This window comes from Paenalcaligenes hermetiae, assembly GCF_039543645.1.
Taxonomy (GTDB): domain Bacteria; phylum Pseudomonadota; class Gammaproteobacteria; order Burkholderiales; family Burkholderiaceae_B; genus Paenalcaligenes; species Paenalcaligenes hermetiae.
The window spans coordinates 390,429-405,433 of record NZ_BAABKD010000009.1 but is presented as its reverse complement, the minus strand read 5'-3'; the positions used below and the strand labels follow the sequence as shown (position 1 = coordinate 405,433).

The window sequence follows — 15,005 nt, the reverse complement described above, 5'->3', positions numbered from 1 at the left end:
CTTAGTTTTTGGGGGTAACGTCCACGATGGGGTGACGTAGCGTACCGATACCTTCGACGACGGCTTCGACCACATCGCCAGGCCACATCCATTCTTGTGGGTCACGACCAGCCCCAACGCCTTCAGGTGTACCGGTAGCAATAATGTCACCGGGCTCTAAGGTGATACCAGCGCTGATGTCAGCAATAAGGTCATTCACATTAAAGAGCATGTGCTTGGTGTTGGAGCTTTGCTTGGTTACACCGTTTAGGGTGAGGCTCAGGTTCAGGTTGTGTGGATCGGTGATCTCATCGGCGGTTACGATCACAGGACCAAAGGGAGCGTAGGTGTCTTGGCCCTTGGAGTAAATCCACTGACCAGCACGACGACAGTCGCGCGCGCTAACGTCAATCATGACGCTGTAGCCAAAGACGTATTTCAGCGCCTCTTCTTTGCTGACACGTTGTGCTCGTGTGCCCATGATCACGGCAAGCTCAACTTCCCAGTCCATTTGTTGGGTGATGTTGCGATTGTGCTCAATGGCATCGCCAGGACCAATAACAGTGGTTGGGGGCTTGGAGAAAATGACTGGCTCTTTAGGCAAGTCGGCAGAGGTGTCCAAAGTACGGCTGGATTCGGCAACGTGCTCTACATAGTTCAAGCCAATACCGAAAATGTTTTTACGTGGGCGTGGGATAGGTGCCAAAAGCTTTACGTTAGCCAAGGGTACGGCCACGCCTAACGGCATATCGTCAGCATGCTCGTCGAGCAAACGGCTAGTTGCTTTAACCGCAGCTGGACCCATGTCGATGAAATCGAGCATGTTGTCGGGTAGGGGGTGGCCAGTGGCTAAGCCAAACTCGAATAAGTCAACGACGAGATCGCCAACAATAGCACCTAAGCGGCCAGCAGCAGCAACTTCGCTGCGATAAGTAACAAGACGCATTTTTATCTCCAAGAGTAGCAAGATATGTTGCCGAGGCAACACATCGGATTCATGAATTATTCGGTGATGATCTGGTGACCATCATTATCTGCGAGCGCTTCTTCGTAATAGAGGTTGAGCGCACGCATCACAGGTAGATCGTGGAATGAGAACAAGCACGCATCATCGCTGCTGGACCCGTTAACGTGTTCGTGGAACATCCAAGAGGGTACGCAGAAGATATCGCGCTCGCGCCAATCAAAGCGTTTGCCATTGATGATGGAGTAACCATGACCTTTGGCCACTTGGTAGATGATGCTACCTGTGTGGCGGTGTGCTTTGGTGTGTTCGCCGGGCCGCAGCATTTGCATGCTTGCACCCATGGTTGCCATGACGGGACCACCCGTTAAGGGGTTGGTGTAGTCCATGATAATGCCATCATAGGGGCTGCCATCGGTGACTTTGGCATAACGCGATAAGGCTTCGTAGGTGGGCTCCCACTCATATTTCAAGAGTGGGGAGTAGGGTTTTTGCCAGTCATGTAGCACAGGTTTTAAGCCCGGGTTCCCCCAAATATGGGAAGCATCATTCACAGGAAAGGTGACCGCTTGTGATAAGTCGGGGTGGACAGCGTAAAAGCCGGCTTCCATGGCATTGACAAAGGGGATGTCTAGGCCGTCTTGCCAGATGCAGGTGGTGCCGTCCTCACTGACACCATGCTCATGCCACGCCCCATTTGGCGTTAAGACAAAGTCATTGGCGCCTAAGGTCATCTTGTGACCGTCTACAACGGTATAGGCACCAGAGCCTTCCATAATGAAACGTAGTGCGGAAGAGGAGTGTGAGTGAGCGGAAGCAGCTTCGCCAGGATGCATCACCTGCAATCCAGAATAGAGCCAGCCTACGGCTGCCGACACATCTTGGCGCCCTGGATTATTAAGATAAATCACACGGCGACCCGCTTGTTCAGGGGTTACTAAATCCACAGAGCGCAATACGTACTCACGCAGATCCTGATAGCGCCACAAAACAGGAACAGACTGGGACTTGGGTTCCCACGGCTCGATTTTATTGGCTACGTTCCACAGAGCCCCGGCTTCAAACTTTTCGAGGTCTTTATAGTACTGGACAAGCTCAGGGGTGTCGCTGACATTAGCACGACCCGCTACGTCCTCTTTGTAGATGTCATAACGTTCGGTTGTCATGGTTGTCTCCTTTAGCCTTGTAAGACAGGGCGGTTTTCATTACGTTCCAACCAGTCTTGACCCCACTGATATTGTTTTGGCCAAGCGACCTGGTGATAACCAAGCTTAGCGGCCTCGTGTAAGGGCCAGTTTGGATTGGCGAGGAACCCACGAGATAGCGCACATAGGTCAGCGCGACCGGCAGCGATAATGCTGTTGGCATGGTCGGCTTCTAAGATGGCGCCTACTGCCATGGTAGCAATGCCGGCCTCGTTACGCACGCGATCCGCAAAAGGGGTTTGGAACATGCGACCATAAATGGGTTTTTGTGCTTTGACGACCTCGCCGCTGGAAACATCAATGAGATCCGCTCCGGCGGCTTTGAATAAGCGTGCAATTTCGACGGCTTCATCCACGGTAGTTCCACCCTCTGCCCAGTCTGTGGCAGAGATGCGCACGAACATGGGTTTATTTTCTGGCCAAACCGCGCGCATGGCTGTAAAGACCTCTAAGGGGAATTTCATGCGGTTTTCTAAACTGCCGCCAAATTCGTCTGTACGCTGGTTGGTTAAGGGCGAAATAAAGCTAGAAAGCAAATAGCCATGTGCCGCTTGAAGCTCAATACAGTCAAAGCCAGCTTGGTCCGCACGTTGGGTAGCGGCGACAAAAGCATCACGAATAGTATCCATTTGCTCGCGAGTGATCGCGGCAGGGGTGGCACTGTCTTGGTCATAGGCAATAGCTGAGGCCGAGAGCAGATCCCAGTTGTCAGATTGCAGTGGTTTATTTACGTTTTCCCAGCCGCGTTGTGTGGAGCCTCGGCGACCTGCATGTCCGAGCTGGATGCCCATACATGCGCCATTTTGTTGTACTTGCTGAACCACCTCACGCCAAGCTGTCATTTGCTCGTCGTTCCATAAACCGGCGCAGCCAGGGGTGACGCGACCCTCGGGGGTAACCGCTGTCATTTCTGCCATGACAAGGGCTGCACCGCCTAGAGCGCGAGCACTATAGTGATTTTGATGGAACGCATTCACCACACCGTTCTCGGCGCTGTACATGAGAGTTGGAGCAAAAACGATACGGTTTTTGAGTTTCATATCACGCAGCGCATAGGGCGTGAACATCGGCGGTGGTGGAGTTTGTTCTGCGGATAGCGTCATGCCGGCTTGCTGAGCGAACCAGCGCTCAAACTGCTCAATGCCTTCGGCATCGCGTAGACGCAGATTTTCGTGAGAAATACGCTGCGAGCGTGTGAGCATTGAGTACGTAAACTGCTCTGGCTCCATATGCGCATAGCGGGCTACGTTCTCAAACCACTCCGTGGAGTTGCGAGCGGCATTTTGAATTCGAAGCACGTCAACACTACGGGCGGCGCTGTATTCTTCTAGGGCTTGTTCTAAAGTGGCATCATTTTTAAGGTGCTCCGCAAGAGAGATTGCGTCCTCTAAGGCCAGTTTTGTACCTGAGCCAATGGAGAAGTGAGCGGTATGGGCGGCGTCACCCATCAGTACAAATGGGACTTTTTTGTTATCCACATCAGCCCAGTGCACCCAATTATTACAAATGACGCGAGGGAAGCGAATCCAAATGGCTGAGCCGCGTAAGTGCGAGGCGTTACTGATTAGTTCGTTACCGTCTAAGTAAGGGGCAAAAAGTGCTTCGCAGTACTTAATGCCTTCTTCTTGGCTCATGTTTTCAATGCCGGCCTTTTCCCAGGTTTCGTTGGGGGTTTCGACAATAAAAGTAGAGAGACCATCCTCAAAGCGATAAGCATGAGCTTGGAACCAGCCATGCTCGTTTTCTACAAAAATAAAGTTAAACGCATCGAAGACTTTTTTGGTACCGAGCCACACAAAGCGACAGTTACGTTCATCAATATCTGGTTGGTAGCTTTCAGGGTATTTATTACGTATACGGCTATTGATACCGTCTGAGGCAATGACCAGATCGGCGTTGTATTTGCGAGCGACCTCGATTTCATCTTCAACGTTGGTTTCGAAAACGAGTTCTACGCCTACCTCTTCACAGCGAGCCTGAAGAATATTGAGAAGTTTTTTACGCCCAATGCCAATAAAGCCGTGGCCTTTGCTACGAATAGCACGGCCTTTAAAATGCGTTTCAATGTCATCCCAATGGTTAAACGCATCACCAATTGTCTGTGCGGATACAGGATCTGCTTGACGCAAGTTTTCCATTGTGGCATCAGAAAACACCACACCCCAGCCGAACGTGTCATAAGGACGGTTACGCTCAACGACCACGATGTCATTGTCGGGGTTTTGTAACTTCATCAGCAGACCAAAATATAGGCCAGCTGGGCCTCCACCAATACATACGATTTTCATAGCTTTCCCGTATGGTTATGTTACGGACTTGATGTATTCAAGTCAGTATATTTATTGATAAATAGTATACAAGTAAAGTATTTAGGTAAAGTAAAAACCTAAAAAATGACTTGGTATCCTGCTTTGTGTCCAAGTGATGTCCTAGTTGGCCAAGGCTTCTTCGGCAGGCAATAAATACTGCTGCATTGGCTCACGAAGAAACTCAGGCACCTCGATCGCTTGGTGGGTTACCAGAGAGGTGGTCACAATCACCTGCTGCACTTCCATACGTAACACACCATCTTTACCTACACATTGCAGTCGCAACTGTAAGGAGCGGCTACCGATGTGTTTCACCCCGATACTGAGAACGACATCATCACCCATTTGACTGATAGAGCGAAAATCGGCTTCGAGGTGAACGGTTGGCATACCCACTTTTTTATGAGCAATGAGGCCGCTAAACCCTTCGGGGATCATGGAATCAATCCATTGCTCCATGAGGTCGTTAAACAACACAAAATATTGCGGATAAAAAACAATGCCAGCCGGATCGCATTCAGAAAAACGAATACGATGTTCAGTTGTGTACAGCTTTGATCCCATGCATTTACCTTTACAACGTGAAGCGCTGTTTGCACTTTAGTTAATCAAGGTTTGGGTCAAGCAAACAGGAAGTGCAAACCCAAACCAAAGCTTTATCATGTTTTTAGGTGTGCTTTATTTGATGACGCTCAATAAATGCACACGTAATTGCCCTAAATGTTGGTGTACGCTGTCGATAGCGTCGTGATCCAACCCTTCGAAAAGCTCCGCAATCCATTGATTGTGTTGTTTTGCCATTTGTTCGAAAGTGCTTTTGCCTTTAGGGGTTAAACGTAAAAGCCAAGCGCGGCGGTCAGTGGGACTGCTTTGACGAGAGACTAGTCCTTCGCGAGAGAGCTCATCGGTTAAGCCAGTGACGTTACCCCCTGTGACCATTAAGTAGCGAGAAAGCTCGCCCATTTTGAGACCATCCGGGTAACGGTAGAGCTGAGCCATGTAGTCAAATCGAGCCAGAGAAATATCAAAATTACTTCTTAGGCGACGGCGGATTTCGTCTTCGATTTGTTTGGTACATGTCATAAGGCGGAGCCATAAACGTAGACTCGCTGGGTCTTTAGGACCAATACGCCCTTCGTAGCCACTGTCTTGGTTTTGTTCTAGTACCTCGTCATGTGTCGCTGCGTTTTGCTTCATGATTCGTATTCCTGTGCATTTTGGTGCTTTTACACACCAAAATGGTTAACCATAAGTAAGGATAATTCCGCTGTCATTGTTCCATTGCTTTAAAATGTATTCTACTATAAATAGTTTAGTAGTGAAGCAATTGTGAGCTATGGTTAACCATAAGATGCCTCAGGGGTTAAGCCAAAGCATGTGCTTTGAGCGCTTTGTCTAACTCTTTGCCTTGCTCATCAGCTAATGCCGCATCTCGCAAGGTTTGCAAGATATCGGGCGAAATACGATTTTGGTGGCGATCTAAGGCTTCCATCACCGTATGGAAGTTTTTGAGACCACGTAAATGAGTATCACCGTATCCCTTGACTAGACGCTGAGTTCGAGCGATTTCTAAGGCTAATGCGGGGTGAGAGCCAGCGTTTTGCTCAATACGCGCTAACCATTTTTCAATACGCTCTTGCTCAACCTGATAGCGTAGGGTTTTACGACGCCAGCGCTTGAGACCACCAAGTGTATGCAACATCAAAAAGCCACGCAGGGAACTGGTTTGAATCACGCGACCTTCTTGAGTGAACTTACGTAATAGCTTATGCCCCCATGAGCTTGGCTTCAGTAACCAGCGTCCTAGCTTCGTACAGGGAAGGATTTCACTAATTTCCTCGACGCGGGGGTGCATGTATTCATTGATGGTGAGAATTTGACCATCAGCGAGCTTGACTTCATCTTGTACGCGCTCAAAGCGACTGCTACGGGTTTTGAGCTCGGCAACACGGATGGCGTCTTCAAATGACATCCACAAGGCTAAATAGCGTCCGGTTTCGCGAAGGAGTGCGGTGTCATCCGCATGTGCTTTTTGCTGAACTTGTAAAAGACGTTGCACATAAAGCTGGGCATAGTCCACATCTTGGAAATCAATCAGGCGCCGTACCCCTTCCACAATAATGGCTTGACTGTCTTCGGGGAATTGCTGGCGCACTTGGTTGACTAAAGCGGCAACTTTAGGGTGCTTAGGGTTGATTTGGCTCAGGTCGCGGATTTTAGCATCGGTTTGCTCATCGGCAGCTCCCTCATTACCCACACGACGGTAGGCATTGGCAAAAGCGCGTAAACTTGGTTTTACCCCGACTCCGCCGCGCTCAATGGTTTGCTCAAACTGTTCGCGGCTAAAAGGTAGAACACCAGAGGCAGAGAGTGCGCCAAAAAGTACAGCACTGATCACGCTGCCGGCTTCTTCCGCGGCTTTTGCCATATCAAAATGAATATATTTCTTGGCGGCTGCACGGGTGTGTTCGATGAGCGCCTCGCTATCTACACGACCATCACCCATGGCTGTTTTTTCTGCAATGGAATATACACGATGGGTAGAGGTGATCAGTGTTGTGCGGTCGGGGGTCACAAAGCCCCGTTGTACGGCGCGGCCTGCCTCCATTAGCTCAGAGGCAAGCACCACATCCACATCGCCAGGCATCGGCATTAGGGCTAAAACTGGAGCTTTATCCCCTTTAATTTGGCTTTTTGGGAAAAGCTCTACGTAATAAATAGTGGCACCTGTACGCTGGGCCACCCCGGGCACCGAGGTGGTTTGAGCGATGTAACCGTTATGCTCACCGAGGGCGACAATCCAGTTGGCTAATACGCCACCGCCTTCACCCCCCATCGCTAAAATGGCAATTTTGATTGGTTTTGCTTGCATTGCGTTAGACCTCTAGCGTATTAGAATGCGTATTGTTCACGTTTGGCAGCGCTACGGCGCTGAAACCAGCTAATAATTCCACGGCGTAATTTCTCACGGAATTTGTCCATGCCGGTTGGGTTACTGATGATTTGGGCACGATAAAAAGAAGGGCACAAAATCGCGGCATGAGACACTTCACCACATAAGCCACAGCCCACGCAGCTGTTCATCACTGTCGCCACGGGATCTGTGCGTAAGGCATCCGGATTGGGGCGAATTGATAAGGAAGGACAGCCAGACAAGCGGATGCAGGAATGATCCCCAGTACATGTATCGGGATCAACCCCAAAGCGTTCGCGCACGACACGCTCACCTGCCGCAATGGCTTTACGCACCTGACCGCGCTCGCGACGCTGACGGTTAAGCATACATTCGCTTTGCGCGATGATGACTTTGGGGCCTTTGGTTTTGGTGGTTAAGGCCTCGCGTAAACTTTCGGTCATCGCTTTAAGGTCATAGGTGCGCTTAATGGTACGCAGCCATTTCACGCCAACACCACGGGCGGCTTTTTCAATCAAATGCCCTGTGCTACGTGTGGGGTTCTGGGCTTTAGAGGAGAGAATATCCTGCCCCCCCGTTGCGGCGGTGTAACTGTTATCGACCACAATCGTTAGGTTGTCGCTCTGGTTAAAAACCGCGTTCGCAATACCACTGGTTAGGCCGTTATGCCAGAAGCCACCATCGCCCATGATAGAAATGGCTCGTTTTTCTGATTGGTCTGTATTCAGTGCGGCGGCACCGGCTCCCCCTAACCCGTAACCCATGGTGGTATTACCTAGGTTAAAAGGAGGCAAAATCGAAAATAAGTGACAGCCAATATCTGCACTGACATGATGCTCGCCGAGCTCACGCTCTACCAGTTTCATGGCAGTAAAAATCGGACGCTCTGGGCAGCCTGTACAAAAGCCAGGAGGGCGAGCATGGACGTTTTCATCTAACGACCCCATGGGTTTGACCTCTGCAGCTTCTACCGCTTGGCTTAAGTCACTGACTTCAACCTTGCGTTTATTATCTTCCACGCGCGGCACCACAGTGGGTTTTGGAGCGGGTAAGGGCTCAATGCGGCCATAGTGTTCTAGGAATGCTCGAATCCCTTTGAGCATTGTTTGGGTGTTGTATTCACCTGCCATGGGTAAGAAGTCTTTACCGTGTAGTTCGGTCTGGCATTTGTGACGATTTAAAATCGCGGTGATATTTTGCTCAACAAAGTTAGGTTGTCCTTCTTCTAACACCAAGACGGCGCGCTTGCCCTCGCAGAATTTAATCAGCTCAGAATCAATGAGCGGATAGGCGACGTTCATCACATAGAGCGGGATTTTGGATTCGCCAAATACATCAGCTAAACCTAAATGCTCTAAGGCACGGATGACACTGTTATAGCCACCACCCTGAACAATTAAGCCAATATCCTCGTTGTCATCACCAAAGAACTCGTTGAGCTGGCGTTCTTCGATAAAGCGAATCGCTGCTGGCCAGCGTTGTTCAACTTTTTCTTTTTCGTGCAGGAAGCTAGCGGGGGGCAACACAATGCGATCAATGTCGCGTTCGGGTTGTTCCATGGCTTCTTTTAAGGAGAACTTAGCACGTTTGTTGTCCGAAGCCACGAACTGGCCATGTACATGACAGGCTCGAATTCGTAATTGCAGCATAACGGGAGTGTTACTGGCTTCGGAAAGGTCAAAGCCGTCTTTTACCGCTTGCACAATACAGGGTAGGTTAGGGCGAGGGTCAAGCATCCAAATCTGCGACTTCATCGCAAAAGCATGACTACGTTCTTGCATGATAGAAGAGCCTTCGCCGTAGTCTTCACCCACAATAATTAAGGCACCGCCTTTCACCCCACCAGAGGCCAAGTTAGCCAAGGCATCGGAGGCTACGTTAGTTCCTACTGTGGCTTTAAAGGTGACCGCTCCGCGTAAGGGGTAGTTGACTGAAGCTGCCAAAGAGGCTGCTGCCGTGGCTTCTGATGCGCTGTTCTCAAAGCGAATGCCGTAATCAGTCAAGATGTCTTGAGCATCGGCTAATACGTCCATTAAGTGAGAAATGGGGGCGCCTTGGTAGCCCGCCACATAAGAAACACCGGACTCCAGCAAAGCTTTAGTGACGGCAAGAATGCCTTCCCCACTAAAAACCTCGCCGTCTCCCAGGCGTAGTTTTTTGACTTCTTCGACAAATGAGCGTTCAGCCATGTTGTCCTCCTCGTGGTACTGCAATAGTTTTGAATTAAGTGATGATTATTATTTTCATATGAATATATTTAGAACTCAATATATCAAGCCTAATGGTTTTCCCTATAATGGCGTTTTTTTTGCTAGATCAAACACCAAAGGCTTAAGCTTAGGTATAGTTAAGCCGGTTTCTATTTGTTAATTACAATGAGAGTGAAGAGCTTGTGGGTACAGAAGCGGTATTTGTAGATAATTATTTGCCAGCGTTGTTGGCACAAGCGAGCCAAATTATTTCCACAGAGTTTCATCAAGTGGTGCAAAAAAATGGCTTGTCGATTACTGAGTGGCGAGTGTTATCGACGTTATCTGGGGCAGGAGTAGTGAGCGTTGGGCATTTAGCACGTATTGCTACGAGTAAACAGCCTACAGTAACTCGGGTGGTCGATAAAATGGTCAATGCGGGCTATGTGCATCGTGTCGCTCATCATGGAGACAGGCGAGTCACTTTAGTGGAGATTACGGAAACAGGGCGGGAGCTCATTGCCGGCTTAATTGTAGAAGCCAAAAAGCACGAAGACGAGGTAGTGCGCCGTCTACAGCCTTTAGATGTAGAGGCGCTAAAATTGACATTGCGACGTCTGATTGCTGAAAATCGGACTGAGGATTAATCCGTACTTAGACCGTGGTATTTACGACCAAATTCTACGGTTGCTTTAAAAAAGCCCGCTTTGCTCCCACAGTCGTAACGTGTTCCTTGGTACTCAAAACCATATACTGGTTTTTGTTTGAGTAAGCTAGCGATGGCATCCGTTAGCTGAATTTCCCCACCTACACCGGGTTGGGTTTGGCGTAAATGATCAAAGATCTCTGGCTCGAGCACATAGCGTCCCACCACAGCACATTGACTGGGGGCTTTATCGGGTGCGGGTTTTTCTACAATGCCGTGTAAGCGCATCGTTTGTGCATCCATGGCTTCACCAGAAACAATACCGTATTTATCTGTTTCGTTAGCAGCCACCTGTTGGGTGGCAATAATACTGCCATTGTACTGGTGGGCAGCTTCGACCATTTGTAGAGATACAGAAGGCGAGGCATCAATCAGGTCATCGGCCAATAACACTAAAAAGGGCTCATTGCCTACGATGGGGGCAGCGCATAACACCGCATGACCTAAGCCTAATGGCGTGGATTGACGGGTATAAATACAGTTGACGTGTGGGGGAAGCACATTTTGCACTATATTTAAAAGCTGGTTTTTTTTCTTAGCTTCTAGCTCAGCCTCCAGCTCTGGGGTGCGATCAAAATGATCTTCAATGGCTCGTTTATTGCGTCCTGTAATAAAAATGAGTTCAGTAACCCCAGCGGCGATGGCTTCTTCTACCGCATATTGAATGAGAGGCTTATCCACAATGGGCAGCATTTCCTTGGGCATTGCCTTGGTAGCGGGTAAAAATCGAGTGCCTAATCCGGCAACAGGAAAAACGGCTTTACGAATGGGCTTCATACAAGACCTATTTAGATATTATGGGGCTGCCAACATGAATATTGGCGTGGTTAAAAAAGGGCTTAGGACTTGGGGTACGGCCTAAATCATGAGGGGCTATACCAAAAAAACCTTGGCCATAGGCTAAAAGAAAAACATTAAATAGCAGCAGGAGTAAGGCAAGAGTACGCATAGAGATAAGCGCTTGCTAAGGGTTGCGAAATGATGTTGTCATATAAGCTAAACCATCTAAAACGGGCATAGGTTGCCAAATAACAGGCTCTACGGCTAAGTGTAACAGCTGTAATTGCTGTTGGTAGGCATTTTGTATTTCCTCCTGTATCAGATCCCAGCCACCACCGCTACAGACTAACAAAGGAGTACCTCGGTGTTGCTGCCAAGCAAGCTGCCATTGGCGCAGCACGGCGCCGCTTTGAGCGGCGGCAACGCCACTGCTAATTGCCGAGCGGGTAGCAAGGGGGAAGGCGGTGATGTTGCCTAAGCCGTTACCAAGCTGGGCCGTGTTGTCGGCTAAGCTGTCATACATCAGCTGGGGACCGGGCAAAATAAGCCCGCCGATAAACTGGGCGGCGCAAGTGGTGGCAGGCATGATAGTGTCGATGGTGGTGGCTGTACCAAAACTCACATGCACAATAGGGCGTGAGCGGTGTTGGTGTTGTTGTGCAAGCACACCGATCATAGCGAGCCAGCGATCGGCGCCAAGGCGATCGGGCTGTTCGTAGTTGTTATGGAGCAGTGGACAAGGGGTGGTAGCATCAAGCCAGCTTATGTTGCATTGGATGTGTTGCAGCAGACCTTCTAGTTGATACATGAGGGCTTTGGAAGCCACAGAAATACCAAGCGCCCGAGTAGGGCGTAGCCCATGTTCTTCTAGCCACGGCAGGATGGCTTCAATTTGTTGATGTGGTAGGGCTAAGGTATGTTGCTGTTGACGCCTACCATCGGAGCCCGCATAGCCAATTTTAATGCGGGTATTGCCAATATCGATTAAAAGACTCATGGCGCAGTGTTAGCAGAGACGGGACGAACTGAGACCTCGCCCACAGAAATGGCATGCGTTGTGGAGCCTTGGCGAACCAGTAGCTGCCCGTGTTCATTGATCCCCGAGCCTAGGCCAGATAACACCACCCGATTATTATCCATAATAGAAAGAGGTTGGTCACGTAAACCATCTATTTTTTGGTAGCGAGCCGGTAAATCCGTAAACCCAAAGGCGGTTACCTCATTCATGCTTTGGTACCAGGCTTGGGCAATGCGTGTCACGATGTCTACAGCGGTAATGTGTTTGAGCGAAGGCACATCGCTGACGATTTCAGACCAGTCAGCAATGCGACGATTTAGTGATGCACTGAGGGCGCGGGCATCATTAAGATTGATGCCAATGCCAATAATCACTACATGGTGATCGGCGCTCAGTGGAGAAGTGCTAGCACGCGTGACTTCAGTAAGGATCCCGGCAAGCTTTGCTTGATGCCATTGCAAATCATTTGGCCATTTCATGGTGAGTTTTGGTGCCTCGTGTATGGGCAAAAAAGCACGTAAAGCCTCACAGGCACTGACACCAGCAAGGGGGGATAAGGTGGCTAGCTGGCGTGCTGGTAAAAATACATCAAAAGCACAAGAGAACATTAAGTTCGCACCACGCTGGTTTTGCCAAGTACGCCCAGCGCGACCGCGACCACGGTCTTGTAAGTGAGCGCCTAAAAGCCAAGGCCGAATCAGTTGTCCTGAGCTTGCGCGCGCTTGAGAAAGCAGATCGCCATTGGTGGATTCAGTTCTATCGACCCAATGAATAGTTGGGAAAAAAGGCAATTGGCTTTGGAGGCTTTTTTGCATTGCTGCAGGATCAGCAAGCCCTAGCGCAGCCGAGCAGTGTGGAGAGGACATACTCAGGTTCACAAGCAAAGTAAAAGGATTTCGTTAAAATAGATGAAATTGACTCTATTATGGCATTTTAGACATGGAACGTATGCAAACCATTCAATTTCAAGGGCAGGCGGGTAGCATTGATTGTGCGCTCGACTGGCCGACCTCTCCCACCCCCTCTGGTTGGGCGCTTATTTTACACCCACATCCTTTGCACGGTGGCGCCCGTAATAATAAGGTGGTGACCACCATGAGTCGTGCTGCTACACAACTTGGTCTAGTCGCTGTGCGACCCGATTTTCGGGGGGTGGGGAAAAGTGATGGGCAGTTCGATCAAGGGCAAGGGGAAACCTGGGATATGCTCGCCGTGGTAGAGCAGTTTCAAAGCCAGTTTGAATCCCTAGCACAAGGGCATTTTGTGCTAGGTGGGTTTTCTTTTGGTACCTCGGTCGCTGCTCAGCTTTATAGTTTATTGGCGCAACAGCAGCAACGCTTGCCCCAAGCTTTAGTTTTAGCAGGGTGTGCGGTGGAGCGCTTTCGGTTTTTAGAGTCGCTAACTATTCCCACACATACTTATTTGGTGCATGGGGAACAAGATGAAGTGGTGCCGTTGTCAGAAAGCATGAGCTTTGCTCAAGCCCATGATTTAGCCGTTCATGTGATTCCCGAAGCAGGGCATTTTTTCCATGGCAAGCTCATCTTATTGCGAGAACTCGTATCCGCCCAGTGGCAGCTAGGCTTGCTTAGAAACACTTAGTTGCATTTTATTTCATTTTATCGCCTTTACTCTGCGTGAGAATGGGCGCAGACCGTTGTGGCATGCCTATAATGATAAGCATCCCTTTTATAGCTTTAATTCGATAAAAATGACTATGTTCAAATTAGGTCGTGCTTCTTTACGCCGCTATGTCGCGGCCCTAGCGTTGAGCTTTGCTCCGCTGGCTTTGTTTGCACAAGACTCTGGCGCGAGTGTGACGGAGCCTGTGTTTTTAAGTGAGCTTTCTTCTATTCCTGCTCCCACTTTGGGGGCTAAAGCCTGGCTTAGCTTAGATGTAAACAGTGATCAAATCATTGCAACACATAATGCCGATGAGCGCATTGAGCCAGCTTCCTTAACAAAGCTGATGACGGCATATTTGGTGTTTGATGCCCTAGAATCTGGGCGTTTGACATTAGATCAAGAGATCTTGGTATCCGAAAAAGCATGGCGCACCGAAGGTTCGCGTATGTTTTTAAACCCCAACTCCAAAGTAACCGTCCACGAGTTATTACAGGGGGTGATTGTACAATCTGGTAATGATGCCACCGTAGCCTTGGCAGAAGCCATTTCTGGTAGCGAAGAAGCATTTGCCGCTCTCATGAACGAAGAAGGCAAACGCCAAGGCTTAACCAATACGCATTTTGAAAACAGCAGTGGTTTGCCACACCCAGATCATCTTACCACTGTGCGAGACTTGGCAATTCTGGCAAAAAACCTGGTTAAAGATTTCCCCCAGTACTTACACTATTACAGCCAAAAAGAATTTCTATATAACAAAATCAACCAGCCGAATCGCAACCGATTACTTTGGTTGGACAATACAGTAGATGGTTTAAAAACCGGGCACACGAAATCAGCTGGCTATGGGCTGATTACAACAGCGCTACGTGATGGGCGCCGCATTATTACCGTGGTAACAGGGACAGCTAATGATGCCGCTCGTACCGAAGACAGCTTACGGCTTTTAAACTGGAGCTATCAAAATTTTGAAACTGTAGAGCTCTATCAGCCGAATCAGCCAATTGTGACCGCACGCATTTGGGAAGGTGAAACTGATACAGTTGGCTTGGGTTTGAAGCGCTCTGTATGGGTTACGGTTCCACGTGGCCGTAGTAATGACATTAAACCCGTGGCGCATTATACCCAGCCGTTGATCGCACCCGTGGCGCAGGATCAGCAAGTAGGCACCGTCGCATTTAGCCTAGATGATCATATTATTGCGAATGAGCCATTGCAGGCGTTGAACGCTGTGCCCCAAGCCGGCTTTGTTGGGCGTATGATAGACAAAGTCCGTATGTGGTTTAACTAATTCCCCTTTTCTTGTTGGCGAGGTTTT

General features: G+C 49.3%; 13 protein-coding genes. 3 read left to right on the top strand and 10 right to left on the bottom strand.

Annotated elements, in window-relative coordinates; translation table 11 throughout:
* Window position 1: 1 nt before the first annotated feature.
* The 7 genes from ABD980_RS07675 to ABD980_RS07645 form a co-directional block, all read right to left on the bottom strand.
* The gene (locus ABD980_RS07675) at window positions 2-925 is read right to left on the bottom strand and encodes a fumarylacetoacetate hydrolase family protein (RefSeq protein WP_300647779.1); all 924 of its coding nucleotides are present in this window, start codon (window positions 923-925) and stop codon (window positions 2-4) included.
* Between the two features lie 56 nt (window positions 926-981).
* Window positions 982-2,109, bottom strand: coding sequence for a cupin domain-containing protein (locus ABD980_RS07670; RefSeq protein ID WP_260650280.1), 1,128 nt, complete (start codon window positions 2,107-2,109; stop codon window positions 982-984).
* Between the two features lie 11 nt (window positions 2,110-2,120).
* Entirely contained in the window at window positions 2,121-4,436 is a 2,316-nt protein-coding gene (locus tag ABD980_RS07665) for a bifunctional salicylyl-CoA 5-hydroxylase/oxidoreductase (RefSeq protein WP_300647778.1), read from the bottom strand.
* Window positions 4,437-4,577: 141 nt separating this feature from the next.
* Entirely contained in the window at window positions 4,578-5,021 is a 444-nt protein-coding gene (locus ABD980_RS07660) for an acyl-CoA thioesterase (RefSeq protein ID WP_300647777.1), read from the bottom strand.
* A gap of 114 nt (window positions 5,022-5,135) precedes the next feature.
* Window positions 5,136-5,654, bottom strand: coding sequence for a MarR family winged helix-turn-helix transcriptional regulator (locus ABD980_RS07655; RefSeq protein ID WP_260650277.1), 519 nt, complete (start codon window positions 5,652-5,654; stop codon window positions 5,136-5,138).
* A 166-nt stretch (window positions 5,655-5,820) separates the two neighbouring features.
* Window positions 5,821-7,329 carry an indolepyruvate oxidoreductase subunit beta family protein gene (locus ABD980_RS07650; RefSeq protein ID WP_345370751.1) on the bottom strand — a complete coding sequence of 503 codons (1,509 nt, stop codon included), beginning with the start codon at window positions 7,327-7,329 and terminating at the stop codon, window positions 5,821-5,823.
* Window positions 7,330-7,349: 20 nt separating this feature from the next.
* Window positions 7,350-9,560, bottom strand: coding sequence for a thiamine pyrophosphate-dependent enzyme (locus ABD980_RS07645; protein ID WP_345370749.1), 2,211 nt, complete (start codon window positions 9,558-9,560; stop codon window positions 7,350-7,352).
* Between the two features lie 203 nt (window positions 9,561-9,763).
* Between ABD980_RS07645 and ABD980_RS07640 the strand changes: the two genes are divergently transcribed.
* A complete protein-coding gene (locus tag ABD980_RS07640) occupies window positions 9,764-10,207 on the top strand; it encodes a MarR family winged helix-turn-helix transcriptional regulator (RefSeq protein WP_260650274.1) in 444 nt (147 codons plus the stop codon).
* Here the strand turns inward: ABD980_RS07640 and galU are convergent.
* The 3 genes from galU to ABD980_RS07625 form a co-directional block, all read right to left on the bottom strand.
* Window positions 10,204-11,043, bottom strand: a complete 840-nt coding sequence (galU, locus tag ABD980_RS07635) for a UTP--glucose-1-phosphate uridylyltransferase GalU (protein WP_300647774.1) — start codon at window positions 11,041-11,043, stop codon at window positions 10,204-10,206. The two genes, ABD980_RS07640 and galU, sit on opposite strands and share 4 nt — an antisense overlap.
* 187 nt (window positions 11,044-11,230) lie before the next feature.
* Window positions 11,231-12,043, bottom strand: a complete 813-nt coding sequence (locus ABD980_RS07630; RefSeq protein WP_345370746.1) for a type III pantothenate kinase — start codon at window positions 12,041-12,043, stop codon at window positions 11,231-11,233.
* Window positions 12,040-12,930: a biotin--[acetyl-CoA-carboxylase] ligase gene (locus ABD980_RS07625; protein ID WP_300647773.1), complete on the bottom strand. Its 891-nt coding sequence runs from the start codon at window positions 12,928-12,930 to the stop codon at window positions 12,040-12,042. The genes ABD980_RS07630 and ABD980_RS07625 overlap by 4 nt, the downstream gene beginning before the upstream one ends.
* Window positions 12,931-13,003: 73 nt before the next feature.
* Here ABD980_RS07625 and ABD980_RS07620 point away from each other — a divergent pair, with 73 nt between their 5' ends.
* Window positions 13,004-13,666: an alpha/beta hydrolase gene (locus ABD980_RS07620; protein WP_300647771.1), complete on the top strand. Its 663-nt coding sequence runs from the start codon at window positions 13,004-13,006 to the stop codon at window positions 13,664-13,666.
* Window positions 13,667-13,781: 115 nt separating this feature from the next.
* Window positions 13,782-14,978: a D-alanyl-D-alanine carboxypeptidase family protein gene (locus ABD980_RS07615; protein ID WP_486348659.1), complete on the top strand. Its 1,197-nt coding sequence runs from the start codon at window positions 13,782-13,784 to the stop codon at window positions 14,976-14,978.
* The last annotated feature ends 27 nt before the right edge of the window (window positions 14,979-15,005 follow it).

What these genes read in the sequence shown, in the direction of transcription:
- galU (WP_300647774.1), bottom strand. Translation starts at nt 11,043, where the DNA reads ATGAAGCCCATTCGTAAAGCCGTTTTTCCTGTTGCCGGATTAGGCACT.
- ABD980_RS07675 (WP_300647779.1), bottom strand. Translation starts at nt 925, where the DNA reads ATGCGTCTTGTTACTTATCGCAGCGAAGTTGCTGCTGCTGGCCGCTTA.
- ABD980_RS07660 (WP_300647777.1), bottom strand. Translation starts at nt 5,021, where the DNA reads ATGGGATCAAAGCTGTACACAACTGAACATCGTATTCGTTTTTCTGAA.
- ABD980_RS07620 (WP_300647771.1), top strand. Translation starts at nt 13,004, where the DNA reads ATGGAACGTATGCAAACCATTCAATTTCAAGGGCAGGCGGGTAGCATT.
- ABD980_RS07665 (WP_300647778.1), bottom strand. Translation starts at nt 4,436, where the DNA reads ATGAAAATCGTATGTATTGGTGGAGGCCCAGCTGGCCTATATTTTGGT.
- ABD980_RS07650 (WP_345370751.1), bottom strand. Translation starts at nt 7,329, where the DNA reads ATGCAAGCAAAACCAATCAAAATTGCCATTTTAGCGATGGGGGGTGAA.
- ABD980_RS07615 (WP_486348659.1), top strand. Translation starts at nt 13,782, where the DNA reads ATGTTCAAATTAGGTCGTGCTTCTTTACGCCGCTATGTCGCGGCCCTA.
- ABD980_RS07645 (WP_345370749.1), bottom strand. Translation starts at nt 9,560, where the DNA reads ATGGCTGAACGCTCATTTGTCGAAGAAGTCAAAAAACTACGCCTGGGA.
- ABD980_RS07670 (WP_260650280.1), bottom strand. Translation starts at nt 2,109, where the DNA reads ATGACAACCGAACGTTATGACATCTACAAAGAGGACGTAGCGGGTCGT.
- ABD980_RS07655 (WP_260650277.1), bottom strand. Translation starts at nt 5,654, where the DNA reads ATGAAGCAAAACGCAGCGACACATGACGAGGTACTAGAACAAAACCAA.
- ABD980_RS07625 (WP_300647773.1), bottom strand. Translation starts at nt 12,930, where the DNA reads ATGTCCTCTCCACACTGCTCGGCTGCGCTAGGGCTTGCTGATCCTGCA.
- ABD980_RS07630 (WP_345370746.1), bottom strand. Translation starts at nt 12,043, where the DNA reads ATGAGTCTTTTAATCGATATTGGCAATACCCGCATTAAAATTGGCTAT.